This window comes from Staphylococcus edaphicus (genome assembly GCF_002614725.1).
GTDB lineage: Bacteria > Bacillota > Bacilli > Staphylococcales > Staphylococcaceae > Staphylococcus > Staphylococcus edaphicus.
Window position 1 is genome coordinate 16,945 of record NZ_MRZN01000014.1, and the last position, 16,814, is coordinate 33,758.

At 35.0% G+C, this 16,814-nt stretch carries 14 protein-coding genes and 1 tRNA gene; 12 read left to right on the plus strand and 3 right to left on the minus strand.

Annotated elements, in window-relative coordinates; all coding sequences use genetic code 11:
- Positions 1-31 precede the first annotated feature (31 nt).
- The 11 genes from uvrB (at position 32) to BTJ66_RS08925 (ending at position 14,205) form a co-directional block, all read left to right on the plus strand.
- Positions 32-2,014 carry an excinuclease ABC subunit UvrB gene (uvrB, locus tag BTJ66_RS08875; RefSeq protein WP_099090608.1) on the plus strand — a complete coding sequence of 661 codons (1,983 nt, stop codon included), beginning with the start codon at positions 32-34 and terminating at the stop codon, positions 2,012-2,014.
- Positions 2,015-2,019: 5 nt separating this feature from the next.
- Positions 2,020-4,854: an excinuclease ABC subunit UvrA gene (gene uvrA / locus BTJ66_RS08880; protein ID WP_099090609.1), complete on the plus strand. Its 2,835-nt coding sequence runs from the start codon at positions 2,020-2,022 to the stop codon at positions 4,852-4,854.
- Positions 4,855-5,161: 307 nt separating this feature from the next.
- Positions 5,162-6,103: an HPr(Ser) kinase/phosphatase gene (hprK, locus tag BTJ66_RS08885; protein WP_099090610.1), complete on the plus strand. Its 942-nt coding sequence runs from the start codon at positions 5,162-5,164 to the stop codon at positions 6,101-6,103.
- Positions 6,100-6,936: a prolipoprotein diacylglyceryl transferase gene (lgt, locus tag BTJ66_RS08890; RefSeq protein ID WP_099090611.1), complete on the plus strand. Its 837-nt coding sequence runs from the start codon at positions 6,100-6,102 to the stop codon at positions 6,934-6,936. Before hprK ends, lgt begins: the two co-directional genes overlap by 4 nt.
- A gap of 9 nt (positions 6,937-6,945) precedes the next feature.
- Positions 6,946-7,422 carry an acyltransferase gene (locus tag BTJ66_RS08895; protein ID WP_099090612.1) on the plus strand — a complete coding sequence of 159 codons (477 nt, stop codon included), beginning with the start codon at positions 6,946-6,948 and terminating at the stop codon, positions 7,420-7,422.
- A 25-nt stretch (positions 7,423-7,447) separates the two neighbouring features.
- Positions 7,448-8,884, plus strand: a complete 1,437-nt coding sequence (locus BTJ66_RS08900) for a tetratricopeptide repeat protein (RefSeq protein WP_099090613.1) — start codon at positions 7,448-7,450, stop codon at positions 8,882-8,884.
- A 41-nt stretch (positions 8,885-8,925) separates the two neighbouring features.
- Positions 8,926-9,894 (plus strand): thioredoxin-disulfide reductase, encoded by a 969-nt coding sequence (trxB, locus tag BTJ66_RS08905; RefSeq protein WP_338014379.1) that lies wholly within the window; start codon positions 8,926-8,928, stop codon positions 9,892-9,894.
- A gap of 334 nt (positions 9,895-10,228) precedes the next feature.
- Complete coding sequence (gene rapZ, locus BTJ66_RS08910) at positions 10,229-11,155, plus strand: RNase adapter RapZ (protein ID WP_099090615.1); 927 nt, start codon at positions 10,229-10,231, stop codon at positions 11,153-11,155.
- Positions 11,142-12,140, plus strand: coding sequence for a gluconeogenesis factor YvcK family protein (locus tag BTJ66_RS08915; protein WP_099090616.1), 999 nt, complete (start codon positions 11,142-11,144; stop codon positions 12,138-12,140). Before rapZ ends, BTJ66_RS08915 begins: the two co-directional genes overlap by 14 nt.
- A gap of 37 nt (positions 12,141-12,177) precedes the next feature.
- Positions 12,178-13,122, plus strand: a complete 945-nt coding sequence (gene whiA / locus BTJ66_RS08920) for a DNA-binding protein WhiA (RefSeq protein ID WP_099090617.1) — start codon at positions 12,178-12,180, stop codon at positions 13,120-13,122.
- Between the two features lie 237 nt (positions 13,123-13,359).
- Positions 13,360-14,205: a YitT family protein gene (locus tag BTJ66_RS08925; protein ID WP_099090618.1), complete on the plus strand. Its 846-nt coding sequence runs from the start codon at positions 13,360-13,362 to the stop codon at positions 14,203-14,205.
- Between the two features lie 309 nt (positions 14,206-14,514).
- Here the strand turns inward: BTJ66_RS08925 and BTJ66_RS08930 are convergent.
- Positions 14,515-14,586, minus strand: a tRNA-Arg gene (locus BTJ66_RS08930).
- A 155-nt stretch (positions 14,587-14,741) separates the two neighbouring features.
- Between BTJ66_RS08930 and clpP the strand changes: the two genes are divergently transcribed.
- On the plus strand, positions 14,742-15,326 hold the full coding sequence (clpP, locus tag BTJ66_RS08935) for an ATP-dependent Clp endopeptidase proteolytic subunit ClpP (RefSeq protein ID WP_099090619.1): 585 nt from the start codon (positions 14,742-14,744) through the stop codon (positions 15,324-15,326).
- A gap of 61 nt (positions 15,327-15,387) precedes the next feature.
- Here clpP and BTJ66_RS08940 read toward each other — a convergent pair whose 3' ends face one another.
- On the minus strand, positions 15,388-15,597 hold the full coding sequence (locus BTJ66_RS08940; RefSeq protein ID WP_099090620.1) for a hypothetical protein: 210 nt from the start codon (positions 15,595-15,597) through the stop codon (positions 15,388-15,390).
- A gap of 26 nt (positions 15,598-15,623) precedes the next feature.
- A complete protein-coding gene (locus BTJ66_RS08945) occupies positions 15,624-16,520 on the minus strand; it encodes a TIGR01777 family oxidoreductase (protein WP_099090621.1) in 897 nt (298 codons plus the stop codon).
- Positions 16,521-16,814: the final 294 nt, after the last annotated feature.

A 16,814-nucleotide genomic window follows, 5' to 3' on the forward strand; every position in this document is an offset into this window, starting at 1 on the left:
AATAGAATTCAATTAGGAGGTATGTGTCGCCATGGAACATTATCCGTTTAAGCTACATTCTGAATTTGAACCACAAGGGGATCAACCAGAAGCTATAGAAAAAATCGTAAATGGTGTTGAGGAAGGTAAGAGGCATCAGACGTTACTAGGTGCTACAGGTACTGGTAAGACGTTTACGATGAGTAATGTGATTAAACAAGTTGGCAAGCCAACGCTGATTATTGCACATAACAAAACACTAGCAGGACAATTATATAGTGAGTTCAAAGAATTTTTCCCTGAAAATCGAGTGGAATATTTTGTCAGCTACTATGATTATTATCAACCAGAAGCTTATGTACCTTCGACAGATACATTTATAGAGAAAGATGCTTCCATTAATGATGAGATTGACCAATTGCGACATTCTGCTACAAGTGCATTGTTTGAGAGAGATGATGTCATTGTGATTGCAAGTGTTAGTTGTATATATGGTTTAGGTAATCCAGAAGAATACCGTGATTTAGTAGTTAGTATACGTGCAGGTATGGAGATGGATAGAAGCGAATTGCTTAAAAAATTGGTGGACGTACAATATACCAGAAATGATATAGACTTTAGACGTGGTACATTTAGAGTTAGAGGGGATGTAGTCGAAATTTTTCCTGCATCAAGAGAAGAAATGTGCATTCGCGTCGAATTTTTTGGAGATGAGATTGATCGTATTCGTGAAGTGAACTACTTAACTGGTGAAGTATTGAGAGAACGCGATCACTTTGCGATTTTTCCAGCATCTCACTTCGTAACACGTGAAGAGAAAATGAAATCAGCTATTCAAAGAATTGAAAATGAATTAGAAGCACGTTTAGCTGAATTAAACGCTGAAAATAAATTATTAGAAGCTCAACGACTTGAACAACGTACAAACTATGATTTAGAAATGATGAGAGAAATGGGATTCTGTTCTGGCATAGAAAATTATTCCGTTCATTTAACCTTACGCCCTATGGGTTCAACACCTTATACATTGCTCGATTATTTTGGAGATGACTGGCTCGTTATGATTGATGAGTCTCACGTTACGCTACCACAAATTAGAGGTATGTATAATGGAGACCGTGCGCGTAAACAAGTGTTAGTTGATCACGGGTTCCGTTTACCGAGTGCGTTAGATAACAGACCCTTAAAATTTGAAGAGTTTGAGGAAAAAACCAAACAATTAGTATATGTATCGGCAACACCAGGACCATTTGAAATTGAACACACAGATGAAATGGTACAACAAATTATCCGACCAACGGGATTATTAGATCCTAAAATTGAAGTGCGTCCAACAGAAAATCAAATAGATGATTTAATTGGTGAAATACAAGATCGAATTGATCGAAATGAACGTGTATTAGTCACAACATTAACTAAAAAAATGAGTGAAGATTTAACGACTTATTTAAAAGAAGCGGGCATAAAAGTCAATTATCTGCATTCTGAAATAAAAACGTTAGAACGTATAGAAATAATCAGAGATTTAAGGATGGGTACTTACGATGTCATTGTCGGAATTAACTTACTGAGAGAGGGTATTGATATACCAGAAGTATCTCTCGTTGTTATTTTAGACGCAGATAAAGAAGGGTTTTTACGTTCGCAAAGATCACTTGTGCAAACAGCTGGGCGTGCAGCACGTAATAGTCGTGGTGAAGTGATTATGTATGGCGATAAAATTACCGATTCAATGCGTTATGCACTTGATGAAACGGAACGTCGTCGTACGATACAAGAAGCGTATAATGAGAAATATAACATTACGCCGACGACAATTAATAAAAAAATACATGATGTTATTAGCGCAACCGTCGATAACGATGAAACAAACGAGCAACAACAAACAGAAGTACCTAAGAAAATGACTAAGAAAGAACGCGAAAAAACAATTGCAAATATAGAAAAAGAAATGAAGCAGGCCGCAAAAGACTTAGATTTTGAAAAAGCCACAGAGCTTAGAGATATGCTATTTGAATTAAAAGCAGAAGGGTGACACAAATGAAGCAACCATCCATTGTAGTTAAAGGGGCACGTGCCCACAATTTAAAAAATGTAGATATTGAAATACCTAAAGATAAACTAATCGTTATGACGGGACTTTCCGGTTCAGGAAAGTCATCGTTAGCTTTCGACACGATATATGCTGAAGGACAACGTAGATACGTTGAATCACTAAGCGCATATGCCAGACAATTTTTGGGGCAAATGGATAAACCAGATGTAGACACAATTGAAGGGCTATCACCTGCGATTTCAATAGATCAAAAAACGACTAGTAAAAACCCAAGGTCAACGGTAGCAACGGTAACAGAGATTTATGATTACATTCGTTTATTATATGCGCGTATAGGTAAACCGTTTTGTCCGAATCATGGTATTGAAATAGAATCACAAACTGTTCAGCAAATGGTGGATCAAGTGATGAAATTAGAAACACGTGCTAAAATTCAAATTTTAGCACCAGTGGTTTCTCACAGAAAAGGCGCGCAAGAAAAACTGATAGATGATATTTCTAAAAAAGGTTACGTACGTGTCCGAGTTGATGGAGAAATATCAGACGTAAATGAAGTGCCGGCATTAGATAAAAATAAAAACCACACCATTGAGGTAGTAGTTGACCGCCTTGTCGTAAAAGAAGGTATTGAAACACGCTTGGCTGATTCAATTGAAACAGCTTTACAATTGTCAGAGGGGACGTTAATTGTTGATGTCATTGGCGACAAGGAATTGAAATTCTCAGAAAACCATGCATGTCCAATTTGTGGTTTTTCTATTGGTGAGCTTGAACCGCGTATGTTTAGTTTTAACAGTCCATTTGGCGCTTGTCCTACTTGTGATGGATTAGGGCAAAAATTAATGGTCGATTTAGAGTTGGTCGTACCAGATACAAGTAAAACTTTAAATGAAGGTGCAATTGTTGCCTGGGAATCATCAAGTTCTGATTTTTATCCCACAATATTAAAACGAGTTTGCGAAGTGTATAAGATTAACATGGACAAACCATTTAAAAAATTAACGGACAGACAACAAGACATTATACTATATGGCTCTAAAGGAAAAGAGATAGAGTTTACCTTCACACAGCGTAACGGTCAATCACGCACACGTACCATGGCTTTTGAAGGCGTTGTAAATAACATTAATCGAAGATACCATGATTCTCCATCCGAATTGGTGAGAGAAATGATGAGTAAATACATGACAGAATTGCCTTGCGAAACGTGTCAGGGTAAACGATTAAGTCGCGAGGCTTTATCAGTTTATGTCGCTGGAAAAAATATTGGTGATGTGGTTGAGCGTTCAATTAAAGATGCCCTAGAAGCATATCAGCATATTGAACTTTCAGAACAAGACCAAAAAATTGCTAATCAAATCCTAAAAGAGATTAATTCTAGATTAGCGTTTCTATATAACGTCGGTCTTGAATACTTAACGTTAAATCGTGCTTCTGGATCGTTATCTGGTGGTGAAGCACAACGTATCCGTTTAGCAACGCAAATCGGTTCTAGACTTTCAGGTGTACTGTATGTATTAGATGAGCCTTCAATAGGCTTGCACCAGAGAGACAACGATCGATTGATCAACACGTTAAAAGAAATGCGTGATTTAGGTAATACATTAATCGTTGTAGAACACGATGATGATACAATGCGAGCAGCAGACTATTTAGTGGATGTTGGCCCTGGCGCTGGAGAGCATGGTGGTGAAATTGTTGCGAGTGGGACACCTAAACAAGTGATGAGCAACAAACACTCTTTAACAGGACAATATTTGAGTGGTAAAAAACGTATTGCTGTACCTGAAGTAAGAAGAGAAATTACAGACCGCAAAATTAGCGTCAGAGGTGCGCGTAGTAATAATTTAAAAGGCATCGATGTTGATTTTCCTTTGTCAACGATGACAGTTGTTACCGGTGTTTCTGGCTCTGGCAAGAGTACATTAGTCAATGAAGTACTATACAAATCTTTAGCCAAACAAATTAATAAGTCTAAAGTGAAACCTGGTGAATATGATGAAATTGATGGCATTGATCAATTAGAACATATAATAGATATTGACCAATCGCCTATTGGACGTACACCGAGATCCAATCCAGCAACCTATACGGGTGTTTTTGACAATATCAGAGATATCTTTGCTCAAACGAATGAATCTAAAGTCAGAGGTTATACGAAAGGTCGTTTCAGTTTTAATGTCAAAGGTGGACGTTGTGAGGCTTGTAAAGGCGACGGCATCATCAAAATTGAAATGCATTTTTTACCTGATGTCTATGTACCATGTGAAGTTTGCGGCGGTACAAGATATAATCGTGAAACACTTGAAGTGACCTATAAAGGGAAGAACATTGCAGACATACTAGCAATGACTGCTGAAGAGGCGACGGCATTTTTCGAAAATGTTCCGAAAATTCATCGAAAATTAAAAACGTTAGTAGACGTTGGCTTAGGTTATGTAACACTAGGTCAGCCCGCAACGACATTATCTGGTGGTGAAGCTCAACGCGTGAAATTAGCATCAGAATTACACAAACGTTCAACGGGTAAATCAATTTATATACTAGATGAACCAACAACTGGCTTGCATGTAGATGATATCAGTAGATTGCTAAAAGTGCTAAATAAATTAGTTGAGAATGGCGATACGGTGGTTATTATCGAACACAACTTAGATGTCATCAAAATGGCAGATCATATTATTGACTTAGGTCCAGAAGGTGGCGATGGTGGCGGTACGGTTGTTGCTACAGGTACACCTGAAACAATTGCTGGCGTTGAGGCAAGTTATACTGGCAAATATTTACGACCAGTATTAGAAAGAGATACCATAAAATAACATTAACTCGATTGTTCTTAATTTTGCGAGTCACTAGATTTTGCTCCTGTTACACCACTTAGAATGTGTGTGTCAGGAGCTTTTTTGATTGTTGTCCTGTCTGATAAATATGATGAACACATTCAATCTAAAGATTATAGCTATTTTTAAAATCAACACGCTTTTAATAAGGAATATCGTATATAATTAATATAGGACATTTATTAAAATATCATTCATTTGCACTTTTTAATATAGATTATCATTGCTTTTTGATATGATATGAACATAATACAAATGAAGAAGAAAGAATGTTAGAGGTGAACGCATGTTAACTACACAAAGTATAGTAGAACGCTTTAAACTAGATTTAATAGCGGGTGAAGCGGGTTTAAATAAGCAAATTAAAAACACAGATATTTCAAGACCCGGATTAGAAATGGCAGGCTATTTCTCTCATTATGCTTCTGACCGTATTCAATTATTAGGGACTACAGAATTATCTTTTTATAATTTATTACCAGATGAAGAGCGTAAGGGACGAATGAGAAAATTATGTCGCCCAGAAACGCCAGCCATTATCGTAACGAGGGACTTAGAACCTCCAGAGGAACTCATAGCAGCTGCGAAAGAAAATGAAACACCACTGATTGCTTCGACGATTGCAACTACTCAGTTGATGAGTCGTTTAACAACTTTTTTAGAACATGAATTAGCTAGAACGACTTCATTACATGGAGTGCTTGTTGATGTTTATGGTGTAGGTGTTTTGATTACAGGCGATTCAGGTATAGGTAAAAGTGAAACTGCCCTTGAATTAATAAAGCGTGGTCACAGACTCGTAGCAGATGATAATGTTGAAATTAGAGAGATCAGTAAAGATGAATTAATAGGACGAGCGCCTAAATTAATTGAACATCTCCTTGAAATTCGAGGTCTAGGTATTATTAACGTTATGACGTTGTTCGGTGCTGGCTCAATCTTAACTGAAAAGCGACTTCGCCTAAATATTCATTTGGAAAATTGGCATAAAGAAAAGTTATACGATCGTGTAGGTTTGAATGAAGAAACATTACGCATTTTAGACACAGAAATAACGAAAAAAACAATTCCAGTGCGACCTGGCCGTAATGTGGCAGTTATTATTGAAGTTGCCGCAATGAACTATAGATTAAATATTATGGGAATAAACACAGCTGAAGAATTTAATGACCGTTTAAATGCTGAAATTTTACGTAATGGTAGCAATAGCGAGGAGAATAATAAATGATGACCTTAAGCTATATCGACCCAATTGCGTTTGAACTCGGACCGATTTCAGTGCGCTGGTATGGCATTATTATTGCTATGGGCATACTGTTAGGGTACTTTATTGCACAAGCAAGTGTGAGACGTATCGGTTTTCATCAAGATACCTTAGTTGATATTATCTTCTGGAGTGCGATATTTGGATTTATTGTTGCAAGAATTTATTTTGTCATTTTTCAATGGCCATATTATGCGCAACATCCAATTGAAATTCCAATGATTTGGCAAGGCGGTATTGCCATACATGGAGGGCTTATTGGCGGATTTGTGACTGGTATTATTATATGTAAGCAAAAAAATATTAACCCATTTCAAATTGGTGATGTCATTGCACCGAGTATGATTTTAGGTCAAGGTATCGGCAGATGGGGCAATTTTATGAATCATGAGGCACATGGTGGTATAGTTTCTAGAACTTTCCTTGAAAACTTACATATTCCTGATTTTATAATTAATAATATGTATATTGATGGGCAATATTATCAACCAACATTCCTTTATGAATCTATTTGGGATGTGTTAGGATTTATCATCTTAATCTTATTAAGAAAACATTTACGCATTGGTGATACATTCTGTCTCTACTTAATTTGGTATTCGATTGGCAGATTCTTTGTAGAAGGTATGCGTACAGATAGCTTAATGCTCACTGGCGATATAAGAGTCGCACAATTAATGTCCATTGTATTAATTATCGTAGGTATCGCGATTATGATTATTAGACGCGTTAAATATGGCGCACCGCGTTATAAGGATGTTGGCCCGTTAGCGTGGACAAGAGAAAATGCGAAGTGATGGTGAGTCATGCGTAATTTAAAACAACAACAAGTACATGGTAGCAATCCGCTGTGGCATATGTATCGTTATGTCAAAGGATTTAAAATGTTTAAACAGACAATTATTATTGAACTTTGCCGGTATTTACCCGATGTAAAATTGAAGCATTGGGCATATCGCAAATTGTTGAAGATGGATATAGGTACACATACAGCATTTGCATTTAAAGTAGTTCCTGATTTAATGTATCCTGAGTATATTACTATTGGTGAAAATTGTGTAATTGGTTATAATACAACGATTTTGACCCATGAATTTTTGGTTGATGCATTTACGACTGGACTAGTTAAAATAGGGGACAACACATTGATTGGTGCTAATGTAACCATATTACCAGGTGTTACAATTGGCAATCATGTTAAGATTGGTGCTGGCGCTGTTGTATCTAAAGATATTCCAGATAATGCATTAGCGTATGGGAACCCCATACAAATTAAAAAATAAAGAACTATTGAGGAGGTGGCTATGGATGGCGCATAAAGACAATGTAATACCAATGAAATTAGATAGTCCATTTTATAAAAAATTAGGCGATCAAAAATTTCATCAACAAGAATATAAAAAAGCTGCGACATATTACGGAAAAGTGCTTGAAATGTCACCTCAGGATTTTGAAATAAAAGTAAAATATTCGGAATGCTTGGTTATTCTGGGTATAGGTAGTAAGGCTGAGCATCTTTTTTATGAAAGTATTGCACAAGGTGAAGAAATTGAAGAATGTTACTATCAATTAAGTCAATTAAATATAACGTTGAATGATGCCAATAAAGCGTTCTTATTCGGTATGAATTACGTAACAATATCTGGTGATGAAGATTATAAAGAAGAGCTCGAAGACATGTTCGAAGTCTCATATCATTCACCTGAAAAAATTGAAACAGAAAGTCAATTATTTGCAATTCAACTTATTTTCCAATATTTATTTTCACAAGGGCGCTTACCTGAGGCTCGAAATTTTATTTTAAATCAAAGTGCTGATATTCAAGAACATCGAGTCGTGCGTAATTTATTAGCAATGTGCTATTTATATCTAAATGAATATGAAACTGCGAAAGACATGTTTGAGCGTTTGTTAAGCGAGGACAACACAGATGTACATGCATTATGTCATTACACATTGTTACTCTATAACACAAATGACAGTGAAAAGTACCAACGCTATTTAAAACGTTTAAACAAAGTGATGCCGATGAATGATGATGAATCATTTAAATTAGGTATCGTACTTTGTTACTTGAAACAATTCGAAGCATCACAAAAGATTCTGCAACCGCTCTATAGAAAAGGGAAATTCCTTTCTATTCAAATGTATAACGCGCTCAGCTATAATTATTATAATTTAGGTAATCTTGAAGAGAGCAAATATTTTTGGTCTAAATTACAAGAAATATCTAAAGTAGATGTTGGGCATGCACCTTGGGTTATTGAAGAAAGTAAAACGTATTTTGACCAACAAGTATTACCCTTATTGTTGAACGATGATAGTCACCATAGATTGTATGGTATCTTTTTATTGAATCAATTAAAAGGTCGTGAAGTATTACTAACGCAAGAAATATGGTCCGTATTAGAATCTATGAACGACTATGAGAAGCTTTATTTAACTTATTTAATCCAAGATTTAAAATTAAACAAATTAGATTTTATTCATAGAGGTATGCTAAAGCTCTATGATGTAGATGTGTTGAAAAATAATGAAGATTTGTTTATTGTATGGATTGATCAAGCAGAAGCGATTATTTCAGAAAAAGTTGATCTTACAAACGTTAATGATTACGTAGCTGCGTTTGTCTATATGTATTTTCGCAATTCTGAAGTTAAAGTTACAAAACAGCAAGTGTTAGCGTGGTTCGAAATTTCATCTTATCGCTTAAACAAAACGATAGATTATTTAGTGAGCATATAAGTTTATAGAATGCAAGAAATCATATATACTTCGCATAATGAATTAATAAACAGGAGGCAAGTAACATGGCTGAACAAGTGGATTTTGATATTGCAATTATTGGGGCAGGCCCAGCAGGTATGACTGCAGCAGTATATGCATCACGTGCAAATTTGAGTACTGTAATGATAGAACGTGGTATGCCAGGTGGACAAATGGCAAATACAGAAGAAGTTGAAAACTTCCCGGGATTTGAAATGGTGACAGGACCTGATTTATCTACAAAAATGTTTGAACACGCGAAAAAATTTGGTGCTCAATATCAATATGGTGATATTAAATCAGTAGAAGACAAAGGCACTTTTAAAGAAATCAATCTCGGTAACAAAGTGATTACTGCACATGCAGTGATTATCTCAACAGGTGCAGAATATAAAAAAATAGGCGTACCAGGTGAACAAGAACTTGGTGGTCGTGGTGTAAGTTATTGTGCAGTTTGTGATGGTGCATTCTTTAAAGGTAAAAAATTATTTGTAATTGGCGGCGGTGATTCAGCTGTTGAAGAAGGTACATTCCTAACAAAATTTGCTGATAGCGTTACAATTGTACATCGTAGAGATGAGCTACGTGCGCAAAAAATATTACAAGATCGTGCATTTAAAAATGACAAAATTGATTTTATTTGGAGTCACACACTTAAAACAATTAACGACAAAGACGGTAAAGTAGGTTCAGTCACTTTAGAGTCTACTAAAGATGGTGCTGAACAAACATTGGATGCTGATGGTGTATTCATCTATATTGGAATGAAACCATTAACAGTACCATTCCAAAATTTAGGTATCACAAATGAAGTAGGTTATATCCTAACGAATGAAGACATGAGTACAAGTATTCCTGGTATATATGCAGCAGGCGATGTACGTGAAAAAGGCTTACGTCAAATCGTGACTGCAACAGGAGACGGTAGTATTGCAGCACAAAGTGCAATTGCTTATATAGAACACATCAAAGATACAATTGAAGCATAAATTTAGTGTGACAACTATATAAAAGACTTAATCATAAATAGAACAAGATGCTCACAAACATAAGCATCTTGTTCTATTTTTTTACATAGTGAGATGTATATATCACTATGGGAACGTGATTAGGATGTTAGGCTAATCAAGCCATTGTTGTAAGTTACTTTTAAAAACAAGGTATTAGACTACTACCTCAGTCCTTTTTCATGTAAAATGAAATATGATAGCATGAGATTGTTATACTTACTTTAAGTGAATTGAATAACATAACATTAAAATATGAACTGCTAACAGCGTAGAAACATTTTAAGAATAAAAAATCAACGGATGGTGTGAAAAGATGCAACCGGATGAAAAAGAAATAGTAAAAAGTGAATTATTAGTTGTGACGGGTTTGTCAGGTGCGGGGAAATCTGTTGTCATTCAAAGTCTAGAGGATATTGGTTATTTTTGTGTAGACAACTTACCGCCAATACTTTTACCTAAATTTGTAGAATTGATGGATCAAGGTAACCCATCTTTGCAAAAAGTTGCAATTGCAATCGATTTAAGAGGTAAAGAATTATTCAAATCTTTGATTCAAGAAATGGATTTAATTAAAAGCAACTCTAATGTTATTGTGGATATGATGTTCTTGGAGGCATCTAATGAACGTTTAATTTCAAGATATAAAGAAACACGGCGTGCGCATCCATTAAATGAAAATGGACAACGCTCATTGATAGAATCGATTGAGGAAGAGCGCGAATTATTAACAGAAATTAAAAGTTTAGCTAACTATACGATAGATACTACACAAATGAAACCCAAGGAATTACGTAAACGTATTGATGATTATTTCAATAATAGCAATGTGCAAACATTTAATATTAATGTGACGAGTTTTGGCTTTAAACATGGTATTCAAATGGATGCAGATTTAGTATTTGATGTTAGATTTTTACCGAATCCACATTATGTTGATGAATTAAGACCGTTAACGGGTGAAGATGAAGCAGTTTATAAGTATGTTATGAAGTGGAAAGAAACAAATATATTTTATGAAAAATTAATAGATTTATTGAAATTTATGATTCCCGGTTATAAAAAAGAAGGTAAATCACAACTGGTTATCGCAATTGGATGTACTGGTGGTCAACACCGTTCTGTCGCACTAGCCAAACGTATCGGAGCAGAGCTTAAAGAGAGTTTTGATTATAATGTTTATGTGCATCATAGAGATGCGCATGTCGAAAGTGGCGTGAAAAATAAATATGAGAAGAATTAAACTTGTACTAATAGGTGGAGGTACAGGTTTATCCGTTTTAGCGCGTGGGTTAAAAGATTACCCAATAGATATTACGACAATTGTCACTGTTGCTGATGATGGTGGTAGTACGGGCAAAATCAGAAACGAAATGGATATACCTGCCCCAGGAGATATACGAAATGTAATATCAGCATTAAGTGAAACAGAATCAACGTTAGAGCAGCTTTTTCAATATCGTTTTAAAGAGAATCAAGTTGAAGGGCATTCACTCGGCAATTTACTCATTGCCGCATTAACGAATATCACCGATGATTTTGGTCATGCAGTCAAGGAGCTAAGTAAAATTTTAAATATTAGAGGTCGTGTCATTCCTTCAACTAATACAAGTGTCCGTTTAAATGCAGTGATGGAAGATGGCGAAATTGTATATGGTGAATCTAAAATTCCTAAAAAAAATAAAAAAATAGAACGTGTATTTTTAGAACCTGAAGATGTAAAACCAATGGAAGAAGCTGTTGAAGCGATTGAAGAGGCAGATTTAATCGTCATGGGACCGGGCTCATTATATACCAGTGTCATCTCTAATTTATGTGTGAAAGGTATAACAGAGACATTACTGAAAGTAGATGCACCTAAATTATATGTTTCGAATGTAATGACGCAACCAGGTGAGACCAATAATTATTCTGCCGTCGACCATGTCAATGCGATTCATAATCATATGGGTGGGAAATGTATTAATTATGCCATATGTAGCACACAAACATTCCACGGCAATGTATTAGCACGCTATAGAGAAGAAAATGCAGAACCTGTAAAATGTAATATGGTTGATATGGAAGCTAAAGATATTAAGGTGTTCACGCATCCAGATTTAGTGGAAGTATCTGAAGAAAATCACGTGCGCCATAATACTGAGGTACTGTCAAAAATGATATATGAAATTGCTATGAGTGAAACGGAAACAATTGAATTTAAGCGAGATAGAGATAGCAATGAATAGGTGAGACAATAACGTTTAAGAAGGGACTGATTAAATTATGAGCTTTGCATCAGATATGAAAAACGAACTCACTCGAATTGAAGTAGATGAAGAAAATGCAAAAGCAGAGCTCAGTGCGCTTATTCGAATGAATGGTGCGCTCAGTCTATCTAATCAACAATTTGTTATTAACGTTCAAACCGAAAATGCAACAACTGCAAGACGGATATATTCGTTAATAAAAAAAGTGTTTAATGTAGAAGTAGAACTACTCGTAAGAAAGAAAATGAAACTGAAAAAGAACAATATCTACATTTGTCGAATTAAAGCACGAGCTAGGGAGATATTGGATGAATTAGGTATTTTGAAAGATGGCGTTTTTACACATGAAATAGATGAAGCAATGATTCATGAGGACGAGATGCGTAGAAGTTATTTGAGAGGTGCATTTTTAGCTGGTGGTTCGGTTAATAATCCTGAAACGTCTTCATATCATTTGGAAATATTTTCTTTATATGAAGATCATTCAGAAGGTATCACACAACTGATGAATGCATATGAACTAAATGCAAAACACCTCGAACGTAAAAAAGGGAGTATCGCTTATTTAAAGGAAGCGGAAAAAATATCTGACTTTTTAAGTTTAATTGGTGGCTATCAAGCGCTATTAAAATTTGAAGACGTTCGCATTGTAAGAGATATGAGAAATTCTGTGAATAGACTAGTTAATTGTGAAACGGCTAATTTAAATAAAACCGTAAGTGCGGCAATGAAGCATGTAGAAAGCATACACTTAATTGATAAGGAAATTGGTTTAGACAATCTCCCAGACAGATTACGTGAAATCGCTAAATTGAGAATAGAACATCAAGAAGTTTCATTAAAAGAATTAGGTGAAATGATGTCTACCGGTAAAATATCAAAATCTGGAGTAAACCATCGATTAAGAAAATTAAATGAAATGGCTGATAAATTGAGAAGCGGTGAATCTATCGAACTTTAAACTAAGATAATGATGAAAGGTTTCGTGAAATCACTGCTTAGTTAGAAATAAATTTAAGTATAATTTTAAATTTTTCTAGTCACAGTTAAAATAAATATGCTAATATAATTGAAAGCTTACAATTGTGATTACTGACGCCTCAAGTAGGTGTCTTTTTTAATATATAGACATGGATTAATTATTATTGTGCAATACTTTTTGAAATGATTATATGACATAGTAAATAGGGAGGTATTTATGGCAGACTTTATAAACAAACACTATAAAAACATTATATTTTGTTTGATTGGTACATTTATTAATGCAATCGGTGTAAACTGCTTTTTACTCGGGTCAAATCTCGGTGATGGTGGAACAGTAGGTATTTCGTTGTCTCTGATGTATGCATTTGGTCTATCACCTGCATGGACATCATTTATTATTAATACAATCGTTGTTTTTGTAGGGTGGAAATTTTTAAGTAAAACGGTAGCAATCTATACAGTTATTTCTAATACTGCACTATCACTTTTTTTACATTTAACTGAAAACATCAACCTTGGTGTAGATAATTTTGTTATTAATGCTTTGTTTGGTGGTGCAGTGATTGGAATTGGTGCTGGCTTAGTAATTTCAACCGGCAGTACACTTGGAGGGACATCTGTCATTGCCAAAATTGTAAATAAATACTCCGAACTGAAAACATCCCAGGGTATTTTTATATTAGATGCGTTAGTCGTACTTTCGTTTTTAATGGTTTTACCATTGGAGAATGTGCTGTTTACAATTATTATGTTATTCGTGACTGAACGCGCTACAGCCTTTATTATTGAAGGGTTTAATCCGAAAAAAGCAGTTACTGTTATTTCTAATAAAAGCGATTTAATTAGTGATAAGATCAATGCGTTTACCGGTAGAGGTTCAACGATATTGACTGGTAAAGGCGGTTATGGCAAGACCGAAACACATATGTTATATGTCGTTGTACCACAGTCGCAAGTAACGAGAGTGAAGAAACTCGTGAATGAAGTAGATGAAAATGCATTTCTTGTTATACATGATGTGCGTGATGTCTTAGGTAGTACATTTATAAATATGAATTAGCGAAAATAAAATGATTTATTTGGAATTAACAAGCGATAATGATAATTAGATATTTAATTTCGTGTTATAGATAGCGAGCGAATTGTAATAAAATGTATTCAAGCTATAGTGTTATTGGTATGATCAGCAACTACAATAAGAAAATATAGTGCGAAATAACGGTTGTAAAACGCATTTCGTTTTGTATTTAAGTATAAATAAAAAGCCCCTTTAGCGAAATAGCTCCAAAGTTGTAATTCTAAAGCAACTGTGGGGCACCATTCACTTTGGCAGGTGGCTTCTTTTGATGAATATAATATATGATGATAGTCCCCTCGAAGGGAATCGAACCCCTATCTTAAGAACCGGAATCTTATGTGTTATCCGTTACACTACGAGGGGTTAAAAAACATATTAATATTAGTTTACAAATCTTAATGGAAACGGTCAATAAGAATAATCTAACTTTCATTAAATTTTTTGAGCGTTATTTTTTGACCATGTTTGACTTTTAGGTTAAAATAAATTTATCAGTTAGAAATAAGGAGGCAATATTAATGAATTTAATACCTACAGTAATTGAAACAACAAACCGTGGGGAACGTGCATATGACATTTACTCACGTTTATTAAAAGACCGTATTATAATGTTAGGTTCACAAATCGATGATAATGTAGCAAACTCTATTGTTTCTCAATTATTATTCTTACAAGCACAAGATGCAGAAAAAGATATCTATCTTTATATCAATTCACCAGGTGGTAGTGTAACTGCTGGTTTTGCAATTTATGATACAATTCAACACATCAAACCAGATGTTCAAACAATTTGTATCGGTATGGCAGCTTCAATGGGTTCATTCTTACTTGCTGCTGGCGCAAAAGGTAAACGTTATGCATTGCCAAATGCTGAAGTAATGATTCACCAACCACTAGGTGGCGCTCAAGGACAAGCGACTGAAATTGAAATTGCAGCTAATCATATTCTTAAAACACGTGCTAAACTAAACCAAATTTTAGCAGAACGTACTGGCCAATCCATTGAAAAGATTGAGAAAGATACAGATCGTGATAACTTCTTATCAGCTGAAGAAGCTAAGGAATACGGTCTTGTTGACCAAGTGATGGTTCCAGAATCATAAAAATTAATTGCAATCACAAAAAGCCAAGCTATCACGTAGCTTGGCTTTTTGTGATTCAATATCACGCATCTTCTTCTAACTTAACGTTACGATGATTACTGTTAAACCAAAACAATTTAACGGCAATGCCTGATACACATACACCACTAATAAGTAGTAGTGATGATATTAACAGCATGGGTAAACTTTGTTCAAAAGCACATATGCCGTTTACGAATAACAACAATCCAGCGATTAATAATAAGACATGTGTTAGACGATCTGTTTTCATGATTAATATCGCTTCCTATCCTTTTTTTAATGTACTAAATCTTCGAGTGCAATTTTCAAATCCGGATATTTAAATTTGAAATCGATGGCTTGTAATTTATTCGGTATCACTTTTTGAGTGTCAAGAACAACAGTGGACATCTGACCCAAAGCCAATCTTATTGCTAATGACGGTACCCATGTGTGGTGCGGGCGATGAGAAACACGTGCAAGGGTGTAACCAAACATATTCTGATGTTCTACGATAGGAGCGGTAAAATTAAATACCCCTTGGGCACGGTCTGTATTAATTGTATGGAGTATCGCTCTCACTAAATCATCTATATGAATCCAAGAATACCATTGTCTTCCAGAACCTAATTTTCCACCAACGTAAAAGTCATAAGGCAATTTCATCATTGGTAATGCACCACCATCGTTTGATAGCACCATACCGAATCTACCGATGATCACGCGTGTACCTAGTGTTTCGAATTGACGAGCAAGACGCTCCCATTGGTACACAACCTCTGATAAAAAGTCAAAAGGTAATGTTTTATATAATTCAGTGTAAGTGCGATCTAAATCCGGTTTGTAATAACCGACAGCACTTGCATTGAAAAACACTTCTGGTTGATACTCACGATTTTTAAATAGTTCAAATAAGGCTTGTGTAGCTTGTAAACGGCTTAGCATAATCGTTTGTTTATATGATTTTGTCCAACGTTTATTTAAACTTGCACCTGCAAGGTTGATGACGATATCGATATTAGGAATATCATCTTCCCAACCCGGTTGAGACCAATTGACATATGAAATCTTAGGATGTGAAGAATCCTTATCTTGTCTTGTTAAAATCGTTATATGAGCGTCACTTTGCATGATAGCCTTGACTAATTGTGATCCTACCATACCTGTACCACCTGTAATTAAAAAATGTTTCATTTTATCACCTCATAAATAGTAATGCCTAATATTGCAATGATTAACAACAAATCAATCGTATCACATTTGAAGGTCATAATATTTTCATTGTTTGTTCAATAATATGTCATTTACTCGTACTAATAACTATTTAAAATAAAGTTGTCTCGAATTATAATAGAGATACCTTCGATATTAATTAATCATCTCTTAATTATTTCGAGTATACCCCATAATATACTAACGAAGGTAAAATTTTGACTCCCTTTAGTATTGGCCTGTACGCATAGCGTATAGGCCTATATTTATATGTTA